Origin of the sequence: Flavobacterium sp. DSR3-2 (genome assembly GCF_049896525.1) — a bacterium.
In the GTDB taxonomy this organism is placed as follows: domain Bacteria; phylum Bacteroidota; class Bacteroidia; order Flavobacteriales; family Flavobacteriaceae; genus Flavobacterium.
Genome location: NZ_JAFCUM010000013.1, coordinates 80,883 through 101,253 on the forward strand (window position 1 = coordinate 80,883; position 20,371 = coordinate 101,253).

General features: G+C 34.7%; 25 protein-coding genes and 1 pseudogene. 6 read left to right on the top strand and 20 right to left on the bottom strand.

Going from position 1 to position 20,371, the window contains the following annotated elements; translation table 11 throughout:
- Window positions 1-34: 34 nt before the first annotated feature.
- Entirely contained in the window at window positions 35-445 is a 411-nt protein-coding gene (locus ACP7AV_RS14310; RefSeq protein WP_426092525.1) for an OsmC family peroxiredoxin, read from the top strand.
- Window positions 446-529: 84 nt separating this feature from the next.
- Here ACP7AV_RS14310 and ACP7AV_RS14315 read toward each other — a convergent pair whose 3' ends face one another.
- Window positions 530-1,222 (bottom strand): SGNH/GDSL hydrolase family protein, encoded by a 693-nt coding sequence (locus tag ACP7AV_RS14315; protein WP_426092526.1) that lies wholly within the window; start codon window positions 1,220-1,222, stop codon window positions 530-532.
- A 123-nt stretch (window positions 1,223-1,345) separates the two neighbouring features.
- Entirely contained in the window at window positions 1,346-2,233 is an 888-nt protein-coding gene (gene cysM / locus ACP7AV_RS14320) for a cysteine synthase CysM (RefSeq protein ID WP_426064644.1), read from the bottom strand.
- A gap of 488 nt (window positions 2,234-2,721) precedes the next feature.
- On the opposite strand from cysM, the pseudogene ACP7AV_RS14325 reads away from it, so the two are divergent.
- Window positions 2,722-3,021 (top strand): annotated as a pseudogene (locus ACP7AV_RS14325) (DUF1003 domain-containing protein); the annotation flags it as partial.
- An 85-nt stretch (window positions 3,022-3,106) separates the two neighbouring features.
- Here the strand turns inward: ACP7AV_RS14325 and ACP7AV_RS14330 are convergent.
- Window positions 3,107-3,382 (bottom strand): DUF2752 domain-containing protein, encoded by a 276-nt coding sequence (locus tag ACP7AV_RS14330; protein ID WP_426092527.1) that lies wholly within the window; start codon window positions 3,380-3,382, stop codon window positions 3,107-3,109.
- A 101-nt stretch (window positions 3,383-3,483) separates the two neighbouring features.
- Here ACP7AV_RS14330 and ACP7AV_RS14335 point away from each other — a divergent pair, with 101 nt between their 5' ends.
- Window positions 3,484-3,666, top strand: a complete 183-nt coding sequence (locus ACP7AV_RS14335) for a hypothetical protein (protein ID WP_426064647.1) — start codon at window positions 3,484-3,486, stop codon at window positions 3,664-3,666.
- Window positions 3,659-4,210, top strand: a complete 552-nt coding sequence (locus ACP7AV_RS14340; protein WP_426092528.1) for a Smr/MutS family protein — start codon at window positions 3,659-3,661, stop codon at window positions 4,208-4,210. Before ACP7AV_RS14335 ends, ACP7AV_RS14340 begins: the two co-directional genes overlap by 8 nt.
- Before the next feature lie 137 nt (window positions 4,211-4,347).
- Here ACP7AV_RS14340 and ACP7AV_RS14345 read toward each other — a convergent pair whose 3' ends face one another.
- Entirely contained in the window at window positions 4,348-5,292 is a 945-nt protein-coding gene (locus ACP7AV_RS14345) for a hypothetical protein (RefSeq protein WP_426092529.1), read from the bottom strand.
- 204 nt (window positions 5,293-5,496) lie between these two features.
- Between ACP7AV_RS14345 and ACP7AV_RS14350 the strand changes: the two genes are divergently transcribed.
- On the top strand, window positions 5,497-6,417 hold the full coding sequence (locus ACP7AV_RS14350; RefSeq protein WP_426092530.1) for an EamA family transporter: 921 nt from the start codon (window positions 5,497-5,499) through the stop codon (window positions 6,415-6,417).
- Window positions 6,418-6,434: 17 nt separating this feature from the next.
- Window positions 6,435-7,559, top strand: coding sequence for a cysteine desulfurase family protein (locus ACP7AV_RS14355; RefSeq protein ID WP_426092531.1), 1,125 nt, complete (start codon window positions 6,435-6,437; stop codon window positions 7,557-7,559).
- 85 nt (window positions 7,560-7,644) lie between these two features.
- Here the strand turns inward: ACP7AV_RS14355 and ACP7AV_RS14360 are convergent, their stop codons facing one another.
- The 16 genes from ACP7AV_RS14360 to ACP7AV_RS14435 form a co-directional block, all read right to left on the bottom strand.
- Window positions 7,645-9,861, bottom strand: a complete 2,217-nt coding sequence (locus ACP7AV_RS14360) for a glycosyltransferase (RefSeq protein ID WP_426092532.1) — start codon at window positions 9,859-9,861, stop codon at window positions 7,645-7,647.
- Window positions 9,862-9,872: 11 nt separating this feature from the next.
- Window positions 9,873-10,910, bottom strand: a complete 1,038-nt coding sequence (locus tag ACP7AV_RS14365; RefSeq protein ID WP_426092534.1) for a pesticidal protein Cry7Aa — start codon at window positions 10,908-10,910, stop codon at window positions 9,873-9,875.
- Window positions 10,911-10,958: 48 nt separating this feature from the next.
- Entirely contained in the window at window positions 10,959-11,951 is a 993-nt protein-coding gene (locus tag ACP7AV_RS14370) for an MlaD family protein (RefSeq protein WP_426092535.1), read from the bottom strand.
- A gap of 7 nt (window positions 11,952-11,958) precedes the next feature.
- The gene (locus ACP7AV_RS14375; protein ID WP_426092536.1) at window positions 11,959-12,711 is read right to left on the bottom strand and encodes an ABC transporter ATP-binding protein; all 753 of its coding nucleotides are present in this window, start codon (window positions 12,709-12,711) and stop codon (window positions 11,959-11,961) included.
- Between the two features lie 5 nt (window positions 12,712-12,716).
- A complete protein-coding gene (locus tag ACP7AV_RS14380) occupies window positions 12,717-13,499 on the bottom strand; it encodes an MlaE family ABC transporter permease (RefSeq protein ID WP_426092537.1) in 783 nt (260 codons plus the stop codon).
- 464 nt (window positions 13,500-13,963) lie between these two features.
- A complete protein-coding gene (locus ACP7AV_RS14385) occupies window positions 13,964-14,224 on the bottom strand; it encodes a cation transporting ATPase C-terminal domain-containing protein (RefSeq protein WP_426092578.1) in 261 nt (86 codons plus the stop codon).
- A complete protein-coding gene (locus tag ACP7AV_RS14390; protein WP_426092538.1) occupies window positions 14,211-14,510 on the bottom strand; it encodes a hypothetical protein in 300 nt (99 codons plus the stop codon). The genes ACP7AV_RS14385 and ACP7AV_RS14390 overlap by 14 nt, the downstream gene beginning before the upstream one ends.
- Before the next feature lie 113 nt (window positions 14,511-14,623).
- Window positions 14,624-14,926, bottom strand: a complete 303-nt coding sequence (locus tag ACP7AV_RS14395; RefSeq protein WP_426092539.1) for a hypothetical protein — start codon at window positions 14,924-14,926, stop codon at window positions 14,624-14,626.
- A gap of 80 nt (window positions 14,927-15,006) precedes the next feature.
- Complete coding sequence (locus ACP7AV_RS14400) at window positions 15,007-15,219, bottom strand: cation-transporting P-type ATPase (RefSeq protein WP_426092579.1); 213 nt, start codon at window positions 15,217-15,219, stop codon at window positions 15,007-15,009.
- A gap of 71 nt (window positions 15,220-15,290) precedes the next feature.
- The gene (locus tag ACP7AV_RS14405) at window positions 15,291-15,440 is read right to left on the bottom strand and encodes a hypothetical protein (RefSeq protein WP_426092540.1); all 150 of its coding nucleotides are present in this window, start codon (window positions 15,438-15,440) and stop codon (window positions 15,291-15,293) included.
- A gap of 11 nt (window positions 15,441-15,451) precedes the next feature.
- Entirely contained in the window at window positions 15,452-15,730 is a 279-nt protein-coding gene (locus tag ACP7AV_RS14410) for a hypothetical protein (RefSeq protein ID WP_426092541.1), read from the bottom strand.
- Between the two features lie 354 nt (window positions 15,731-16,084).
- Complete coding sequence (locus ACP7AV_RS14415; RefSeq protein WP_426092542.1) at window positions 16,085-16,918, bottom strand: universal stress protein; 834 nt, start codon at window positions 16,916-16,918, stop codon at window positions 16,085-16,087.
- Window positions 16,919-17,103: 185 nt separating this feature from the next.
- On the bottom strand, window positions 17,104-17,391 hold the full coding sequence (locus ACP7AV_RS14420) for a chaperone modulator CbpM (protein WP_426064664.1): 288 nt from the start codon (window positions 17,389-17,391) through the stop codon (window positions 17,104-17,106).
- A gap of 2 nt (window positions 17,392-17,393) precedes the next feature.
- Window positions 17,394-18,296 carry a DnaJ C-terminal domain-containing protein gene (locus tag ACP7AV_RS14425; RefSeq protein ID WP_426064665.1) on the bottom strand — a complete coding sequence of 301 codons (903 nt, stop codon included), beginning with the start codon at window positions 18,294-18,296 and terminating at the stop codon, window positions 17,394-17,396.
- 75 nt (window positions 18,297-18,371) lie between these two features.
- A complete protein-coding gene (locus ACP7AV_RS14430) occupies window positions 18,372-18,944 on the bottom strand; it encodes a YceI family protein (RefSeq protein ID WP_426092543.1) in 573 nt (190 codons plus the stop codon).
- A gap of 212 nt (window positions 18,945-19,156) precedes the next feature.
- Entirely contained in the window at window positions 19,157-20,218 is a 1,062-nt protein-coding gene (locus ACP7AV_RS14435) for a reverse transcriptase domain-containing protein (protein WP_426092544.1), read from the bottom strand.
- Between the last annotated feature and the right edge of the window lie 153 nt (window positions 20,219-20,371).

The window sequence follows — 20,371 nt, forward strand, 5'->3', positions numbered from 1 at the left end:
GAAGTAAATTTGAGTCAACAGAAAACAGAAAAATATGAAAAGAAATGCAACAGCAGTCTGGAATGGTTCACTAAAAGAAGGAGCTGGGAAACTAACCACGCAAACTACCACATTAAAAGACACACAATATTCGTTCAAATCCCGTTTTGAAGAAGGAGTAGGAACAAATCCGGAAGAATTGATTGCAGCCGCGCACGCAGGCTGTTTTACGATGCAACTTTCGGCTTACATAAGCGAAGAAGGTTTTGAAATTGAAAGTATCGAAACCAAATGCGACATTGATTTTGTGGACGGAACAATTGTAACGTCACACTTAACGGTTCAAGCAAAAGTAAAGGAAATAGCAGAGGATGCTTTTCAACAATTAGTAACAAAAGCTGAGAAAAACTGTCCAGTTTCTAAGGTGTTGAATGCAGCGATTTCAAGTACAGCTATTTTAGCATAAACGACATCTTACATAACAAAAGGCTCGATTTTATTTAAATCGAGCCTTTTTGTTTTTGATAAAAATAGTTTTCTATTTATTTCTTCATTTCCTTGCTAAAACTTCCGTGATTGCTTTTTCAGCAAGCGCAGCCATAATCTGATAACCTACTTTGTTGGGATGTACACCGTCTTCGGAATAAGCAGTTTTCAATCCGTTCCGTTCATCTACCATAGCCGAAAAGTAATCAAGATATAGAATATTATTAGCGTCAGCGTATTTTTTTATCATTTTATTTAGTGCCAAAACTTTTTCAGCAGGATTTTGATTGGGTTTCCAAGAGAAATCGTAAGCTGGCAATACAGAACACAAAATCACTTTTATCTGGTTTGCTTTTGCCAATTCGACCATCGAGAAAATATTATTTGCTATCATCTCTAATGTTGAAGGACCAGTATTGCCGGCAATGTCATTTATCCCCGCCAAAATAACTACCGTAGCGGGTTTTAATGCTATAACATCGGCTCTAAAACGAATAAGTATTTGTGGAGAGGTTTGGCCGCTGATGCCGCGATTAACGTATGGTTTTCCGGCGAAATATTCAGGATTTAATACACTCCAAAATTCGGTTATGGAATCGCCTATAAATATTATTCTTTTGTCTCCTTGTGCTACCGGTTTCAAATTCGCATTTTCATTTTGATATTTATTTAAATTCGGCCAATCCTGCGCGCGTACTTTTCCTCCCATAATGATTGATAAAAATAATATGCTGTAAATTAATTTGATGTTTTTCATTTGTAAACGAATTTAAAATGCACAAAAAGGAAATTTTGTACTAACGAATTAAAACCAAACAACCTTCCATTTATATTCGAAAGATACAGAAAAGGAAGGTTGCGATTTAGTTTTTAGTATAATTTAATCAAACAAGTCGGAAGATAAATACCTATCGCCTCGGTCACAAATAATAGCGACAATGACTCCAGATTCTAATTTCTCAGCTATTTTTACGGCAACTGCCACGGAACCACCACTGCTCATTCCTGCAAAAACACCTTCTTCAAGTGCCAAACGTTTAGTCATGGCACGTGCTTCCTGCTCCGAAACTTCTATGATCGTATCTACTTTCTTGGCATCAAATATTTTGGGTAAATATTCCTGAGGCCATTTTCTGATTCCCGGAATTTGGGACCCGTCGCTGGGTTGCGCACCTACAATTTGAATCATAGGATTCATCTCTTTTAAATACGTTGACGTTCCTATAATCGTTCCTGTTGTTCCCATTGCCGCAACGAAATGGGTAACGGTTCCTTCCGTATCATTCCATATTTCGGGACCTGTCGTTTTATAATGCGCTTTCCAGTTGTCGTCGTTTGCAAACTGATTAAGCATGATGTAACCGCCTTCGGCTACTTTTTTATCGGCATAATCTCTGGAGCCAATTATTCCGGTTGCTGCGGGTGTCAAAATTACGGTTGCGCCATAAGCACGCATGGTTTGCATACGTTCTATGGTGGAATCTTCAGGCAAAATCAATTCGATTTCGATTTTAAATAATTGCGCAATCATCGCCAAAGCAATTCCGGTGTTACCGCTCGTCGCTTCAATAAGTTTGTCGCCTTTTTTAATATCTCCTCTTTCCAATGCCGATTTTATCATGTTGTACGCCGCACGATCTTTCAAGCTTCCTCCGGGATTATTTCCTTCCAGTTTCAGTAAAAGTTTTACGTTTTTATTTTGTATCAAATGGGTAGATTCGACTAAAGGAGTATTTCCTATTAAATCTAATATTTTTTGTGGTTTCATGCTGTTTAATGTCTTGTGTTTGAATTGTAGTAATCTGATTATTCCTTAAATTACAATACGTATTTATTGGTAAAAACTATTTATAAAGCGCTAATTTTAAAAACAGCAACAGCAACAGCGGAAAAGAATGTTTTTGTATTTCGGTGACATTTTCAAAGGTTTTAAAACGAACCACAAAGATATTGAACTATTTCGGAATATTACTTTGATGGACTTAAAGCTATCGAATTTATTGAGACAATTTTGTTAAATAAATATTCCGTGAAGACGGTGTTTACGATTGTTTCGTGATTTTTGAAACTAAAGAATTATTTCATACATACTTATTTTCAATGTCCTCATATCATTATTTAGTTTTGATACCAACGTTTTTTTTAAATTAGCTATTAAATAAAAATCTTTGAAAAGTACTTCGACTTTTATAAGTGATATTTCTAAAAAAGTAATTTTCAGTTGCGGATAAAGTAGCTTCTTTTGGCGGAAGCTGGAAATGTATCATTTTCTTTGGTGTATTTATTTTGTTGCGAATATTGGCCAAAATTTATATTCCGATGAATAACGGTTTTGATAAGTATCCGTTTATTTTATTGAATCTAATTTTGTCGTGTCTTGCCGCACTATAAACTACGGTAATTATGAAGAGTCAAAATCTACAGGAAGTAAAAGACCGCGGCAGACCCAAAAAAGAATATATACTAAATCTAAAATCAGATCTTGAGATCCAAATACTTCATGAAAAACTGGATTATTCGATTATGCGTCAAAAAGAGGAATTAATAGAAATTTAGAAAGTGCAAATCGAAATGATGAATGATATTTTGACCAGGAGTAAATTGCTTTTTTTGTTTTAAAGTCAAAAAAAATAATGTGTTATTAGTGCTTAAAATAATAACCCGCAATCATAAAAACACCATTGAGGATTGCGGAGGTAATGATGATTTTTTTGTAACTCCTATTTTTGTCGATAAGATTCAGACCTAGAATTCCTAAAAATAACAACGTAGTAAAAATGGCCGGATACATCTTAAAAGCACCTACGAAATCGCCTTGCAAAAGCAGCAAAAATCCTCTCTGAAAACCACAGCCTAAACACTCCACTCCAAAAAGAGTTTTGCTCAAACACGGCATCATGTATTTTTCTAAATCCAATGGTTTTTCTTTTTACAATTCTACGAAAAAATAAGAAACTTTTTCAATATTAAATGAAGCAATTTTAAATTCATTACTTTTGGAATATTATATTTTAAAAGATGAAAAAGTTTATAATTCCTATAATGATTATCGCCATTATTGTTGCTTTATATGAGCAGGTAAGTGCCGAAAAAAATGTGTATGTAATGATAATCGCCATTGTAATTTTCATGATGGGAATGATGCAATTGAGTGCCAAAACGCCAAGTAAGAATCAAGATAAAGAAGACGAAAATGTTTAACAAGGGAGATAAGGTTTCAGTGCTGGATGAAGCGATGAACGGGGTAGTATTATCAGTAAAAGAGCAGCAGGTAACGATAGAGACAGAGGATGGATTTACGATGACATTTTTTGTCAATGAATTGATTAAAGTAAACGATTCCAGTAATTTAATGGATTCTATAAGAAGAATAAATGTAAGTGAAGTTTCAAAAGAAAAAGAGATCCCAAAACCAAGAAGTTTTATTAAAGAAAAGAAATCAAAACATGAGATTTCAGCTCCGGAGTTTGATTTACACATCGAAAAACTAGTTCCAAATAAACACGGAATGTCTAATTATGATATTTTGACTTTGCAGACTGAAACAGCAAAACGCCACATAGAATTTGCCATTCGGAATCGCATTCCTAAGATTGTTTTTATCCACGGAGTTGGTGAAGGAATTTTAAAAGCAGAGTTGGATTTCCTTTTAGGGCGTTATGATAACATTGCTTTTCAAGAAGGCAACTATCAAAAATATGGTCAAGGAGCCACTGAAGTTTTTATTAAACAAAGTGCCATGTAGTTAGTATTGTTTACAATAGTTATAGAAAAAAGAATCCCGATTTTAAACGAATTTTCTAATTGAAATTCATTTAAAATCGGGATTCTTTTGCCATAATAATAGCTTTTTTTAGCGTTGAATTTTGATTGAATTCAGCATTATTTCGTAGTTAATAACTCACCGTAAATGTAATTATCACCCAAAATAAAATCGCTGTTTCCTTTCTTCATTTTTACTTTTTTAAGGACAACGGTGTGTTTGAAGCCGTTTCCAAAAACAGTGGTGGTTACTTCAACTATACCGTTTGTATTAGCAACTCCAGGCACTCCAATCCATTCTTCAGTCACTACGGGTGTAGCCGGAAAAGTAGCATTACAAAAATAAGCGCCAGTTACTAAACCAGAGAATAATCGATAGGTAAGTTTGTTTTTTGTTTCACTTATTAATCCGGTTCTTGGAGCATTAAGGGGAGTTGCTTCATTAACAATTAAAGCAGAATCAACATCGAGAATTAGTGCTTCGCTACTATTGTAATCATATAATTGCTTCGAAGCGCTGCATTGTTCAAGAGTCTTATTGAATGCGAAAGGCAGAGGTGTTGCCGCAGTCAAATAGTCTCCGAAGGCGAATGTCTCGTAGACTTGAGTTCCATTTCCTTTATTAAATGTGATGTTTTTAAAGGTGATATTATGGTTATATCCCGTTATTGTCGTTCTGTTATCTGTTACATTTGTGGTTTTTACAGCAGTTGTATTTATCACTATTTGTCCGCCTGTAGCGGTCCATTGATCCGTGACGATGGGAGTTGCTGGCGGTATTGATTCGCAGATTGTCAAATTGCTTACTAGACCATTATAAAAACGATAAAGAACGCGATTGGAATCACTGATAGTAAATTCTTGTGAAGTGGTTTCCGTTGGGAAAGTAATTCCGGTTGCTTCAAAAATAAGTGCTTCACTGTCTTTTAGTTTATAAATAATGCTATTTGTGGGACATTTTTGTGCAATAACATCTTCGAAATTGATGTCTTCTTGAATTAAATCGCCATCATCACAACCATTTAAGAACAGGACAAAAACCAACAAGCTAAGGACTCTTTTCATTTTTATAATATTTATAACAAAAATAGAATTTTTAATTTGTTCCAATTACATTACCGTTTAAAAATAGATTATTTAACAGGGTTTTAAGTTTTATATTCGAATAATTACACTGTAAATATCAAATATTGGTTGGTGCTATTGTGAGGATTGCTGTCATTCAAAGCCAATTGGATTCGTTATCTTTGCACCAATTTAATACTGTTCATGAAACTTAACAAATATTATTCGGCTGCTTTCATAGCTTTTTTTATATGGGGTTTTTTTAGTTTTGCTTTAAAACCCTTGCATAATTATCCTTCTTTGGATATTTTGTTTTATCGGGTATTTTTTAGCGTGATTACGATGGTATTAATCAATGTTGTTTTCCGCAGAAAAGTAATGCGACAAAATTGGAATCATTTCAAAAACATCTCTTTTAAACAGAAGAGAAATGTTATTTTATTGACACTTGGCGGTGGCGTGTTTCTCTCCTCAAACTGGTTTGTTTACATATATGTGATGAATCATGTCAGTGTCAATGCGGCATCACTAGCCTATTTGATTTGTCCAATTGTAACGACTGTTTTTGCCTTTTTTATGTTGAAAGAAACGCTCAGTAAATGGCAGTGGGTCGCTGTTTCAATCAGTTTTTTTAGTTGTATATTATTATCATTCAACCATTTTCAGGATATATTCTACAGCCTTATTACCGCGGCGACATATGCGTTCTATTTAGTGAGCCAACGAAAAAACAACGATTTAGATAAATTTTTGGGGCTGACGATTCAGTTGATTTTTACAGCAGTTGTACTGCTTCCTTTTTATCCAAAATACAGTGGAGTAATTCCTATGGAGCCTTTATTTTATAGCTGTATGTTTATGATTGTGGTGTTTTTCACCATTATTCCATTGTTTTTAAATCTTTATGCGCTAAAAGGAATCAACTCTTCTGCGGTAGGAATTATGATTTACATCAACCCTATTATTAATTTTTTATTGGCCATATTTTATTACAAAGAGCAAGTAAGTTTCATTCAATTGTTCTCTTATTTTCTAATTTTGGTATCGATAGTTGTTTTTAATGAAAGAATACTCTTTTCCAGAAGATCGAAAATGATTCGAACAGAAATCGAGGGTTTAAAATAATTTTATAATTTTAAAAAATGAAAAAAGTATATCTTGATAACGCCTCCACCACTGCGATTCGCCCCGAAGTAATTCAGGAAATGACCAAAGTTTTAATGGAGGATTACGGAAATCCCTCGTCAACACATAGTTTAGGACGTACCGCAAAAAATATCTTGGAGCTATCCAGAAAAGCAATCGCCAAAAATTTGAATGCTACGGCTCAGGAAATTATTTTTACTTCTTGCGGTACGGAAGCCAACAATTGGATTCTTCGTTCTGCCGTTAAAGATTTGAAAGTAAAACGAATAATTACCAGTAAAATCGAGCATCATGCGGTTTTGTATACGGCCTTAGCATTAGAAAAAGAGTATGGTATTCAGGTAGATTATGTTGCAATAAAATCGAATGGGCAAATTGACATCACAGATTTGGTGGAATTACTTTCGCAGGAAAAGAAGACATTAGTTAGTTTGATGCATGTGAATAACGAAACAGGAACCGTTCTGGATTTGGAACGAATAAGCCGCATTTGCCAGGAGCACAGCGCATTATTTCATTCGGATACGGTGCAGTCTGTTGGAAAAACAACAATCGATTTACAAAAATTATCGGTTGATTTTATCGTGGCCAGTGCGCATAAATTTCACGGACCAAAAGGAGTTGGTTTTGCTTTTATTCGAAAAAATTCCGGGTTACAACCGCTATTTTTTGGAGGTGAACAAGAAAAAGGACTTCGGGCCGGAACTGAGGCTTTGCATCAAATTGCCGGAATGGCAAAAGCATTGGAATTGTCGTACAGCAATTTAGAAACGGAACGAACTCATATTTTTGAATTAAGAAATTATTTAATTACCCAACTTGAACTTGAATTTCCAACTTTTGAAATCAATGGAAATGTTGATGGATTTTATACGGTTTTGAATGTTTTATTGCCTTTTTCAGCGGATAAAACAGCAATGATTTTATTTCATTTGGATATGAAAGGGATTGCAGTTTCCCGCGGAAGCGCTTGCCAATCCGGAAGTATCAAACCTTCGCATGTTTTAGCCGAAATGCTTTCGAATGAAGATTTAAAGAAACCTAGTTTACGAATTTCTTTTAGTCATTTCAATACAAAAGAAGATATTGATGCACTTATTGTTGCACTAAAAACCATATAAAAGTTCTGCGGTACAGCAAATCTTTAGTGGTATTTAGGTTCTCATTCGCTTCGTTTTGGGTATTAATTAATTTTTAGATAACTGTTCAGGCGTATTTTTCCATAATTAAGCGCGCTTTAAAAAAGCATAAGGTCGATTCTGCTCCTTGATTAATATTGATGTGTTTGTCTTCTAATCCATCGTAAGAAGCGCCGTTTGCCGGATTGTACATGATTTGTTTCAAATGATTATTTCCTAAAAACCAGATAAAAGCGAGTTTTAATTGGTCTTTATATTTATTATTTTGCGTAATTTCATAAAATAAATCCAATGCAATTATGGTAGTTGCCACTTCAATTGGCTGTTCGCCATAGAATATTCTTTCGTTTTGTTTTTTAAACCAACCTCTGTTCGAAATTACTTTCAGTTGTCCTTTCATGAAATAATGAGAAAGCAAAAAGTCGAATGTGATGAGTGCAATTTTTTTATATTTTGGATTTTTGGTGATTAAATAACTATACATCATGGCTTCGGGCAGCACATTATTAGCGTAGGTCATGTAATCTTCATACCAGCACCAATTCTCAGCTGAATTAATTTTATAATGATGTAAAAGTTTATCGGCAAGTGTGGTAATGTGATTTTTGATTTCGCTGTCTTTGTACGTTTCATGATAGAGGTAAAGTCCCTTTAAAGCATAGGCTATGGCTCTGGGAGATTTAAAATTATCAATCTTTTTTATCGCTTTGTCCCAGCATTTTACCGCTCGACAGATCATGTCCAGCGGTAAGTTTTGTCTGTTAGAAATCACAGTTCCCAGACTCCATAACGCTCTTCCATTGGCATCTTCCAGATTTACTTCTCCGTTTTGCTTTGTTAGCTGATTGTTAAAGTCTTTGTAATTGTAAAACCAGCCGTCATGTTGTTGTATACCTTCAATAAAGTTCAAATAAATATTTGCTAATTTTAAATTCTCATTATTGGGGTAAGCTTTGTTATACATCACCATATTGATTAATGCTCTGGCATTATCGTCTAATGTATAGCCTGATTTAGGATCAGGCTGGCTGAATTTTGAAAACTGAAGAATTCCAAAATTGGTAGTCATTTTTTTTATGTGGTCTAATTTTATAGTTGGAAAATTGAATTTCAAATCATCTTCTCTGTTTGTTAATTGGTCAAACAAAAGGCGGTATTGTATCGCAATATTCTCCCAATTTGTTGCACGAGCCATAGAAAAAGCATTTTTTCCCAATGCTATTCGTTGCTCTTTATTTTCAATAAGATAGCGTATTGCTTTTTCAAATTCTTTTGGATTATCGAAATTTTTTAACAGGATTCCATTACCATTGCCTAGCGATTCGACAGCATGTGGTATTGGAGTGGAAATCACAGCGCAACCACTACTCATAGCATACGCAAAGGTTCCACTTACCGCTTGATTTGGGTCTTTTGAGCAAAATAAATAAATTTCGGATAAAGTTAAAAATTCCAATAACTGTTCTAATTGAAGATATTCATTAATGAAAATCACATTGTTTTCCAGATCGAGTTCCTTTACAATAGAAGTAAGTAAATTTCGATATTTTTCTCCTTCTGTTTTTAAAACTTCAGGATGTGTTTTTCCTATAATTAAATAAATAACTTCAGGATGTTGAGTCACAATTTCCGGTAATGCATGCAATACGGTTTCAATTCCTTTATTTTCACTAATTAATCCAAAGGTTGATAATACCACTTTGTCTTTAAAACTATATTTTTTTTTCAGCACCTTTTTTTGTTCCCAAAGCACGGTATGATTGCCGTGAGGAATAACTACCGTTTTAGAATGCGGACAGTTGTAATAATCGCTCAAAATTTCCTTTGATTTTTTGGTAAGAACAACGACTTTATCGGATAAATCAGTTAAGGCATAAACCACTTTTTTTCTTTTTTCATCCGGATTAGGTAGTACAGTATGAAAAACGGTTACAATAGGTTTGTTGAGCGCTAATATAAAGGAAAGAATATGATCACCATATTCCCCTCTAAAAAGACCAAATTCATGTTGAATGCATACCAGTCCAATATCGGTACGTTCATTTATTTTTTCAGCAACGATCCTGTAATGTACTAAAGAATCTACGGGCAAGATGTAGGTAACTTCCGGGGTGTACTGGAATTCCTGATCCCTATTTTGCAAAGCGCACACTTCCACGGGAAGCGTATCTCCAAAAACAACATGCAGCGCATTGACAATATCATTGGTAAAAGTTGCTATTCCACATTCTCTTGGAGGATACGAGCTTACAATTAGCATTTTTATTCCTTTCTCGATTTTCATAGCGTTATTTTTCAGGGTTGTTTTCTCAGTTCGAGAAGTAATTCGTTCAGGTCTACTTTTGCAACAGCAATATTTTTGTCGGCCACGCCGTAATAGATGTATAAGTCGTTTCCAAATAACGCATGTCCAGTTGGAAAAACAACATCGCTTACTTCACCTTCTATTTCCCATTGTTTTGTAGGTGAAAACAACGGAAATGGTAATCTCGCAATTTCCATTTTCGGATTGTCCAATTGTAATAAAGCGGCTTTGGTATGATATATTTTTCCCTGGACAGTTTCTTGTACACCATGATAAATAAGTAACCAACCATATTCTGTTTCAATGGGCGGACCGCCTGCGCCAATGTAATTCACTTCAAATGCATCCTTTGGATCCAGTACAATGTGATCCACAAGATTTATAAGATATTCTTTCCAAAAAGACTCGGTTAAATCCTTGAAATCCTCAAATTCTACAATTTGAATTCCGGGCCAAATTCGATGCAATAACATAAATTTCCCATTTATTTTCCGTGGAAACAACACCACGTCTTTATCCCTGAGCAACCTGAATTCATCTGCAACTAATCCTATTTGAGCAAAAAGATTGTAATACTTATGGTATTTTGGGTTGAGTTTATTTCGATCACAACAGTTTACAAAATTTTCATATTCTTGGTAATTGACATGTGGCGTTATGATACCGTGTTTTTCAAAATGAATTAAATCTTTAGAAGTAGCAAGTGCTCCCATTGCATTGACACCATCATAGGCGGTATAAGTAACGTAATAGGTATCTGCAATTTTGACAACACGGGCATCTTCCACACCGTGTTTTTCATATTCAAAATCACGCGTAATTAGGGGTTTTTCGTGGCGTTCAATTACCTTTAAAGGACCATCCATCTTTGCATAACCTATGGTTGAATAATTTCCGTGTTCCACTGCTCGGTATAAAATATGAATTGTATTTCCTTCCTGATAAATCCCCGGATTAAGCACGCCATTATTTTCAAATTGGTGCTCGGTGGGACTTAAAATTATTCCTAGTTTTTCTATTGTAACCATGTTGCAATCGTCTTTTATGTAAATCTAAATTCAAAGTAATATCCAAAGTTATTTTTGTTGCTCTTCCTTTTTTTGTTCTTTCAATTTGGCTTTTTCCTGTTTTCTAAAATAGCCACGAAATAAAAAATTGTGTTTCAAGGCTTCTAAATTTTCATTTAAACGGAAACTCGCATCATTAATATTAGTCATCGTCGAATCTATTTTATGAACTAATTTCGGGTCATTTGCAAGGTAATTTATCACTCCCTTTCCATCTTTTATATTCACAATTGTAGTATCTACTTTGCTTATTATTTTATCTATTTCAGTGCTTGTTTGCTTCAAATTGCGAACTATTGCTTTAAGATTATTGGCAACAGCTGTATCTTTTAAAACACCGATTACATTGTCTTTGTTTTCTAAAGAAGAAATAAGTCGGTTTAGTTTTATCATCGATTCCGAACTTCCTTTTCCTGTGATTTTCAGATAGAGCATTGTTAATTTGAGATCTTTAGCTAACATTGAATCTTTAATCAATAAACCCACAGTACCTGTTCCCTGGTTGATTTCTTTTGTGATTTTAAGTAAATCTGCCGTCAAAAGTGCTGCATTTTTATTGGTTTTACCAAGTGTATTCAGCATATCATCAGTGCGAATGCGGTTTAATGTTCGAATCTCATCTCCTGCTATTATTGAGGCGGCTATTTCTTTACCGGGAATAATATTGATAATCATATTGCCTACCAAACCATCAGAACCTATTGTGGCAATTGCATTTTTCCTGATGTGTGGAAAAATGGTTTTGTCAATCAGCATATCGACTCTGATCGCCGTATCATTAATCATTGCTATACCGCGAACCGTTCCCACATTTATTCCGGAATAGCGTACGTTGTTTCCTAATTGTAAGCCACTGACATTATTGAAAACCGCAGATAATTTATTGGTTTTACCAAACATTTGTTGCTTATCGCCAATAAAATACACGGCGAGTATGAACAGTAACAACCCGATTATTACAAAAAGTCCAAGACGCAATTTTTGTGATGTCGTTTTTTCCATTTTATTCTTATTTAAAGAAAGCTTGAACTTTTTGATCTTTCGAGAGGGATAATTCATCAAAAGTACCTTCGGAATAATTGATGCCATCGACCAATAAAATCATTCGGTTCGAAATTACTCTGGCGCAATCCACATCATGGGTAATGATAATTGCCGAAGTATTGTATTTTTGTTGGATAGACATCATCAACAGCAAAATTTCTTTTGCAGTAATGGGATCTAATCCCGTCGTAGGTTCATCATACAAAATTATTTTGGGTTGCAGAATCAATGTTCTGGCCAAAGCAATTCGACGTTTCATTCCACCCGATAACTCTTCAGGCATTAAATTAATCGTGTGCGCTAATCCCACGTTTTCCAAAGCTTCCATCACTAATTGTGTGGTGTCTTTGATAACTCCAAACTTTTTTTTGTGCCGTCGCAACGGGAATTCCAGATTTTCCCTGACCGTCATCGAATCATAGAGCGCGCTTCCCTGAAAAAGAAATCCAACCTCAGTCCGTAAATCGTCCAGTTCCTCGCGATCGAGTTGCGTTATGTCTTTTCCCATCACAATGATAGAGCCGCTATCTGGCTGTTCCAGCCCAATTAAACATTTAATCATCACTGATTTTCCAGAACCTGATTTCCCCATAATCACCAGATTTTCGCCTTCATTCAGCACCATATTAAAACCATCCAAAACATGATTGTCACCATAGCTTTTACGCAAGTCTTTGATTTCTATAATTCGGTTAAGATTTGGTTTCGGGGCGGTCATAATCATCATATATCATAAAATATACCGGTAACAAAAACAGCAATAAAGTCGATAATAAACAGCAACATCGACGTAAAAACTACTGCCGAATTAGCTGCTAAACCCACACCGGCTGTCCCTTTCTTACAATAATATCCTTTGAAACAGCCAACTATTCCGATCGCAAAACCAAAAAAGAACGTTTTGATGGTTGCAGGAATTAAATCAGCAAATTCTAGTGCATTAAAAACTTGGTTATAATACAATAAAAAGGAAACTCTTCCTTTGATGTTTTCCACAAGAAAAGAACCGAAAATTGCGATAGCATCTCCAAAAAAAACTAAAACGGGCAACATAAAAGTCGTAGCCAGTACACGAGTTACCACTAAATATTTGAACGGATTAGTACCGGAAACTTCCATGGCGTCAATTTGTTCCGTAACCCGCATCGAACCTAATTCAGCGCCAATACCCGATCCGATGCGTCCTGCACAAATCAGAGCCGTTATAATAGGACCGATTTCTCGGATCAGTGAAATGCTAACCATAGATGGAATCCAGGAAACGGCGCCAAATTCCTGCAGTGTGGGACGCGATTGCAGCGTGAACACCAAACCAATAATAAATCCCGTAACGGCAACAAGAAGCAAGGAACGATTTCCCATATTAAAACACTGCCGTAAAAACTCTTTAAACTCCGTAGGACGTTTAAAAGTTTCTTGAAAAAAACGCGCTGAAAAGTAGGAGAGTTCGCCAATTTCGATTAAAACAGCTTTGAATAATTCAGTTATTTTAGAAATAGTATTCATAAGCAAATGAATTAGTTTTCAACAGAAATTAGCCACTCAAATATATAGTTATTTATCTGATTATCATATTTATTAAGGATGTTGTTTGCCTATAATATTGAGGGTTTTGTCGGGAAAATGACGATTTTAAAAAAGAGAGACATTTTTGCAATCGTTATTTTTATCCGGGCGAATAATTTCAATTTTAAAATTACAAATACAGATGTGATTTTTGATATAATGAAGGTCAAAAAAGCCGTGATTTAATCGGATAATACTATTATTTACTGATGTCCGGTAAAACAATTTAGATGATTATGAATCGAAAATATTTATCAGTTATTGAGTCTTATTTATCATAATTGGAGAAATCCATTTAATTTATAATAATCTGTAGCTAAATTACAAGTAACAAATCAATGGTATTTTCATTTTTTTTGTTGCTGCTTGTCTTTATCTTTTGTGTTTTAAATCCATTTTTCTAATTACCCTGCACCTAAAATAATGGTTGATACTGCCAATGTCCGCAGTAATTCATTAAAAGTGAGTGGTTGCGTCTTAAAAATTTCATTAAAAAAAGGCATGTAAATAATAATAAACTGCAATGTAACAGTAAGTAGTAATGCGTCAACCATTGGTTTGTAGGAGAAAAAAATAATTTTAAAATAGGATTTCGTCCGAAACCAATTACCATTATATGGCCCAAGTAAATAAAATAAAACACTGTAAAAGCTATAGTTTGCCAGTGCAGGTTTGCAAAATGAATATCACAAGCCTTCCCGTCTTATCCGAACAAATGTATGTAACGGAACCCTGTGTTTCCACGGCCGGTAATTTGCGAATCAGCGCGTTGTTTTTCGCTAATTTTTTAGCACCAAAGGCTAATGCAATAGTTACTAATGTTAGTACTGTTTCCGGAATTGCTGCAACAGCAAGGGAAATAGAAGTTATCGACATTATTATTACAGATGCTCCCGTTAACCACCAGATTACGAATATGATTGTGCAAATAATGAGTATTACGATAAACAATCGTTTGCCAAAAGTGGAGATTCTATTTTATAATGGCGTTGTGGTTTCATCCGTTTGGATCATATTGGCAATATGGCCCAGTTTCGTTTGAATTCCAGTTGCCAATACAGATCCTAGCGCTCAGTCATTAATAACCAAAATGCAGTTGTAACCCATATTCTTTTGGTCTTCAATAACGTAATTTCCCTCTGCGAGTTCCTTGGTACTTTTTTTACATTATTGGACTCGCCGATAAGTGTTAATTCGTAAAATTTTGTTTGATGTGTTTTAAAAAACCGTATTTCAGCTTGAATAACATTGGCGGCCTCCAGAACCACAACATCTCCGGGAAGCAAATTTGAAGTTGGAATGTCGATCTTTTTTCCTTCACGTAAAATTCGAGCTTGACTTCCCGCCATATTTTTTAGTGCCTTCATTACTTTTTCGGCTCGATATTTCTGAATAAATCCTGCAGTATCATTACTGATAATAATGGGAAGAATGATTATCGTATACGTTACATCACGATAACTGAAATAATTGCCGCTGCAATCAGAATCATAAGCATGAAATCAGATAATTGAGAAAAAATCATCTGTAAAACAGTTTTCTTTTTTGTGTCTTCTCTTTGGTTTTCCCCATGTTTGTAAAAGTGGTTTGATACCATTATTTCATCTAGCCCGCTTGGAGTTGTATTCAACAACTTCGTTATTTCTGATTGTCGGAGTATATGCTAGTTTATAGCTTTTATTTATTTCTTATGATACAAGAATCCCATCATGACTGCATAAGCTGCAGCAATTAATTCAATATCAATGGCAATTTTTTACTTTTTTTCTTCTTTAAAAACAATTTCGATAATGCCATTGTCGTAATGATAATGGTGTCAAGAACGGGTACAATATGATTGGGATTTGTAAATTGAAAAGTATGACCTTTTGTGTTTAACATATCGTCAAGAGTTAGAATTGCAATATTATAAAAGTACTTCTAAAAATAGTTTCAATTACTGGATCGATAGTTCTAATCCGGATTGCGGCTTTGGACACTACCATTTCGGAAAGTAAAGTGGAAGCTGCAATGAGTAAAGTACCACAAAAACTCTGTTCCAAATAGCTTGGTTCCGCAAGACGTTTTCCAAAATAAGGCAATAGCATGGCAACTGCCATTAAAACATTATCATTCGTTGAATTAGGAACAACTACCTGTTGTAAGATGAGCGAATAGGTATTTTTCTTCACGTCCCGATGATTATTTTCTTTCTTATCATAAAGAAAAATAACCCCAATCGTTACAAGGTAAAATTATAAAAATAATAACCATTAACATTTTCCACAACCCATCATAACGACCATAATATTAACGTATTTAGAAAGTTTCGAACCCGTTGTTACACTCCCTGTTTCTGCAATCAGAAACCCGATACAATTCAGATATTAAGCATTCGTATCGCTGTAATTACTTTCTTAACGTCTTTAGTTTCCTTGCATGACTGCTTTGGTCAACGATAATACCCGGGTTTAAATAAATTAATTTACTAAAGTAGAGGCTGCTTTTAGTGACAACTTTTCTATTGTTTAAAGTGTAAAGCAGAATTATTTAATTGGGATAGTCAGCAACGGAATGGGAACATGATAAACCGTTTTTTTAGTTACACTTTTGTGAAAAATACGATTCCAAATTCCTTTTCTTTTCAAAGGATTCATCACAATCATGTCGGTTTTATCAATCAGCGTTTCCTCTAAAATGGTTTTTGAAATGTCTTTTCCAACAGTATGATGATAAGTAAATTCAAAATCTTTAAAGTGATTTTGGATTGTTTTTTTATACCTATCATAATCTTCATCTGCTGTAAATAACGTTATTCCCCAATCAACATGTAAAATGTTAATTTCAGCATTGAAAGTCCGGTTAAATTCCAATAACGATTGAAGCATCTTCCTATCTTTTTTGGAATAATTGGTTGCATATGTAATTTTTTCGGGCACTTTAAATTTATACTTATTTGGGATGGCTAATACCGGACAAGGAGCGTTGATGATTACTTCGGCGGTAAAACTTCCTATGAGTTTTTCTTTCAAACCACTAGCACCTTTGGTCCCCATTACAATTAAATCGGCTTTGCTTTTTTTGCAAAAATCAATAATCTTTATACCTTCCGGACCCTGATCGACATGAATTGAAATAGAAAGATTAGGATTTTTTTTTACAATAGAATTACTCATGGCAGTAAGCCTGTTTGTTACTTTTTTATGGGCTTCCATATTTTCTTTTTCGTTTAGAGCAAGAAGGTAAAAACCGCTTTCATACGGAATGAAACTGTGATACAAAATGAGTGAAGCGTCCCAAAGTACTGCTAATTTTACAGCATAATGAATAGCGGAATCTGCCGGAATCGAGAAATCTGTTGGCACAAGTATTGTTTTCATAGCTGTAAAAATTATTTTTAGCGGTCGTTTATAATAGCTACTTTTTATTTATTGGTTGTTGCTTGCTTAAATAGATGGACATGACTATTATATAATTTTAGTTTATATGAACGGCATTAGAATTTTTCTATTTTTAAAATAGTAAAAAACAAATTTAGTCAGGTTAGATTCAATAGGGACATATTTCAACTTTCGTACAAACGCAATCTGTTTTTGAGAGCGGTTAATTCATTCTGTAAAGCATCAATCTTTTGTAGCAAATTAAAAACAATATCAATTCCTTCTATGTTAACGTTCAGTTCCTGATGCATGCGAACCATTTTTTCGATTTCATAAACTGCATCGGAATCAATATATTGGCTGGTTTCTATAGTTTTTATTTCCAATAAACCCATGTCGCTGAGGTTTGTAAAAAAAGACAGTTTTACTTCGTAATAATCACATAATACTGGTATCGGGATCAGGTTTTCCATGTTTATGCGGTTCTTAATGTAGCGAGTTCCGTAAATAATTCTTTTTCTTTTTCAGAAAGATTAGTAGGCATTTGTATTTGATAGGTTAAGTACAAATCACCAAATTCTCCTTCTTTTTTATATAGCGGAAACCCTTTTTCTTTTAATTTGACCTTAGTTCCATTTTGAGTTCCGGGTTTCACGGTCAGTTTTACTTTTCCGTCGAAAGTATCTGAGGTAATCTCGCCGCCCAATAATGCGGTATACAAATCTAGATTCACTGTTGCATAAAGATTATTTTTATCACGTTTAAACTTTGTGTGATTTTTTACCGTGAACTTAATGTACAAATTGCCTTTGGGACCACCACCGGAAACTTCGCCACCCATACCGCTTATTTTTATTTGCTGCCCGTTTTCAACCCCGGCAGGAATAGTAATGCGAATGTTTTTGCCATTAATGGTCAGCGTGCGTTTGTGCGTCGTGTACACGTCTTTGAGTTCCAGATGCAGTTCAGCATTAAAATCCTGTCCTTTAAACTGCGCACTTCCGCGTCCACCGCCACCAGAGGCAGGACCACCAAACATAGATTCAAAAAAATCAGAGAAATCACCACCTCCGCCAAATCCTCCTTCAAAACCACCTTGTCGTCCATTTCCATGGTATTGTCGTTGCTGTTTTGATTTTTCAAACTCTTCCGCATGCTGCCAGTTTTCGCCATAGTTATCGTATTTCTTACGATTTTCAGCATGGCTCAACACTTCATTCGCTTCATTGATGTCCTTGAATTTCTTTTCAGCTTCCTTATCGTTGGGATTAAGGTCGGGATGATATTTACGCGCAAGTTTGCGGTAAGCCTTTTTAATCTCGGCTTCGGTTGCTTTTTTGTCCACTTCAAGAATTTTGTAATAGTCTATGAATGCCATTGCGATTATTTTTATGTTGTGGTAATTGGGTTACGTTTGCAGCATTTGGAGACAAAAAAAATGTTTTTTTGATACTTATTGTTTTATAAATTCACTGTCGGCTTTAATTTTTACTTCATCACTAATCATTGGCGCAGGGAATTTTGGACCAATATTAAAATCAGAACGTTTTATGACAGTGCTAAATTTAAAACCAGCAGTTGGCGCTTTAGATTGGGGATTTTCAATAGTTCCTCTGTACCACATAGTAATCGTTACCGGTTTAGTTATTCCGTGCAATGTGAGTTGGCCCGTTAGTTCGTATTTGTCTTTCTCTGTTTTTTGTATTGATGTGCTTTTGAAAGTCATTTTTGGATATTTTTCAACATCAAAAAATTCATCACTTCGTAAATGATTGTCACGCATTTCCACTTCGGTATTGATTGACGCTACAGTTGTTGAAAGTTCAAAAACAGCATCACTGAAATCAGTTTTAGTAGTAATTGCGGTAATATCAAATATTTTGAACAATCCGGAAATATCAGAGATACCATTGTGTACCGTGCTAAAAGTTAATTTAGAATGCATTGGATCAGCTTTCCAAGTTGTTTGGGCAAAAAGAAAAGTGCATAAAAATAATGTGGTGATAATTGTTACTATTTTTTTCATGACTTATTTTTTTAATTTAGACATGCTATAAAGCAGTTAAGGAATTTCAAATCGAATTTATTCTGACATCTAAAATCATTATTTCCAAAAAAATTGTCTATCAAATTTAATCATTTATTAGATGATACAATAGCAATAAAGCGTTTTATTATAGTTAGTTATAAAAATTTAGAGCTCCTAAAATGGAGCTTTTAAAATGGATTTTTTTATTTTTATATCGAAAACAATTCGTTTTCTATTGTCTTTAAATCTTGTTTGTGTTTCAAGTCAAAAAGTAGCGCTTTGTACTTTATAAATTCTGCATCTTTTGGATTTATTTGGAGCACAAAATTTATTGTTCCTAACAAATGTTCCATATAATTCTTCTGAGTAATTTCTTTGTATTCGCGGTGTTCCTCAAAACCAAACTTCTGAATGTAATATAAGGCCTGTCGCAACTGATTGCGTTTATGGAAAATCACCTGCGGTTTTTGATTAACTACAACACCAGTAACTATTTGTCGCATATCGGGCGTCATCAGTTTGGTTTTTTTGGAATTGATGCGAAGCCCCATTTTCTCTAAAATTTCTGTCACAATTTGAAGTAATTTATTCTCATCAAAATCGCCAGAAAAACTCATGTCGTCCGCATAACGGGTATAGCGAATTTTATGTTCTTTGCAATACGCTGCAATTGCAGCATCGGCCACTTTAAAAACAATATTTGAAAGATAGGGACTCGTGAGCGCTCCTTGAGGCAAACTGCCATCTCTGGTGCATAATCTGGACAGAAGTTTTGATATTATTCTGGAATAGCCCAATTCCAGAAATTCATTTTCTACAGCTTCAACGCGTATTGACGGAAAGAAATTTTCTAAATCTAGCGTGAAAACTTTGGGTTGGTTTTTATGAAATCTCAGGTTCTCCAATAATGATACGGTTGGTCTGTATGCTTTCGCAAAAGCGCTGATGGGAACTTTATATAGTATGTTTCTGAGAATCCACATTTGAATTTCTTTCAAACTGGGGAGTGGCTCAGATATAAGTCGTTTGCTTCCATTTTTTTTTGCAACTTCAAAATCTCTGTAAAAATGGTTGGTAAACAGTGATGCTTTTTTTAGGTATTCTTTTTTGTAACCCACAAGAGCCGACAGATGTGTAGTATTGTAAATCACCGGAACCTGATGCGAATATAAAACTTCGGCATAATCCAGACAACGCTGAATGTTAGGAAGCGAAAAGCCTAATTTCCGAGATTCCTTTAAAAAAGCTTCTTTGTAATGTGTAAAATCCATAAGGTTAGGTCATTAATGGGGAAGGGACATTTATGTCCCTATACCCAATTAAGAAAACCGGGTTAAAAGTTCGGAGCTCTGCGGAGAATCTTTTAAACCTGGTGCTTGAAAGAACATTCAATTACAGAACAGTGACTCACGGCTCCGTTGGTA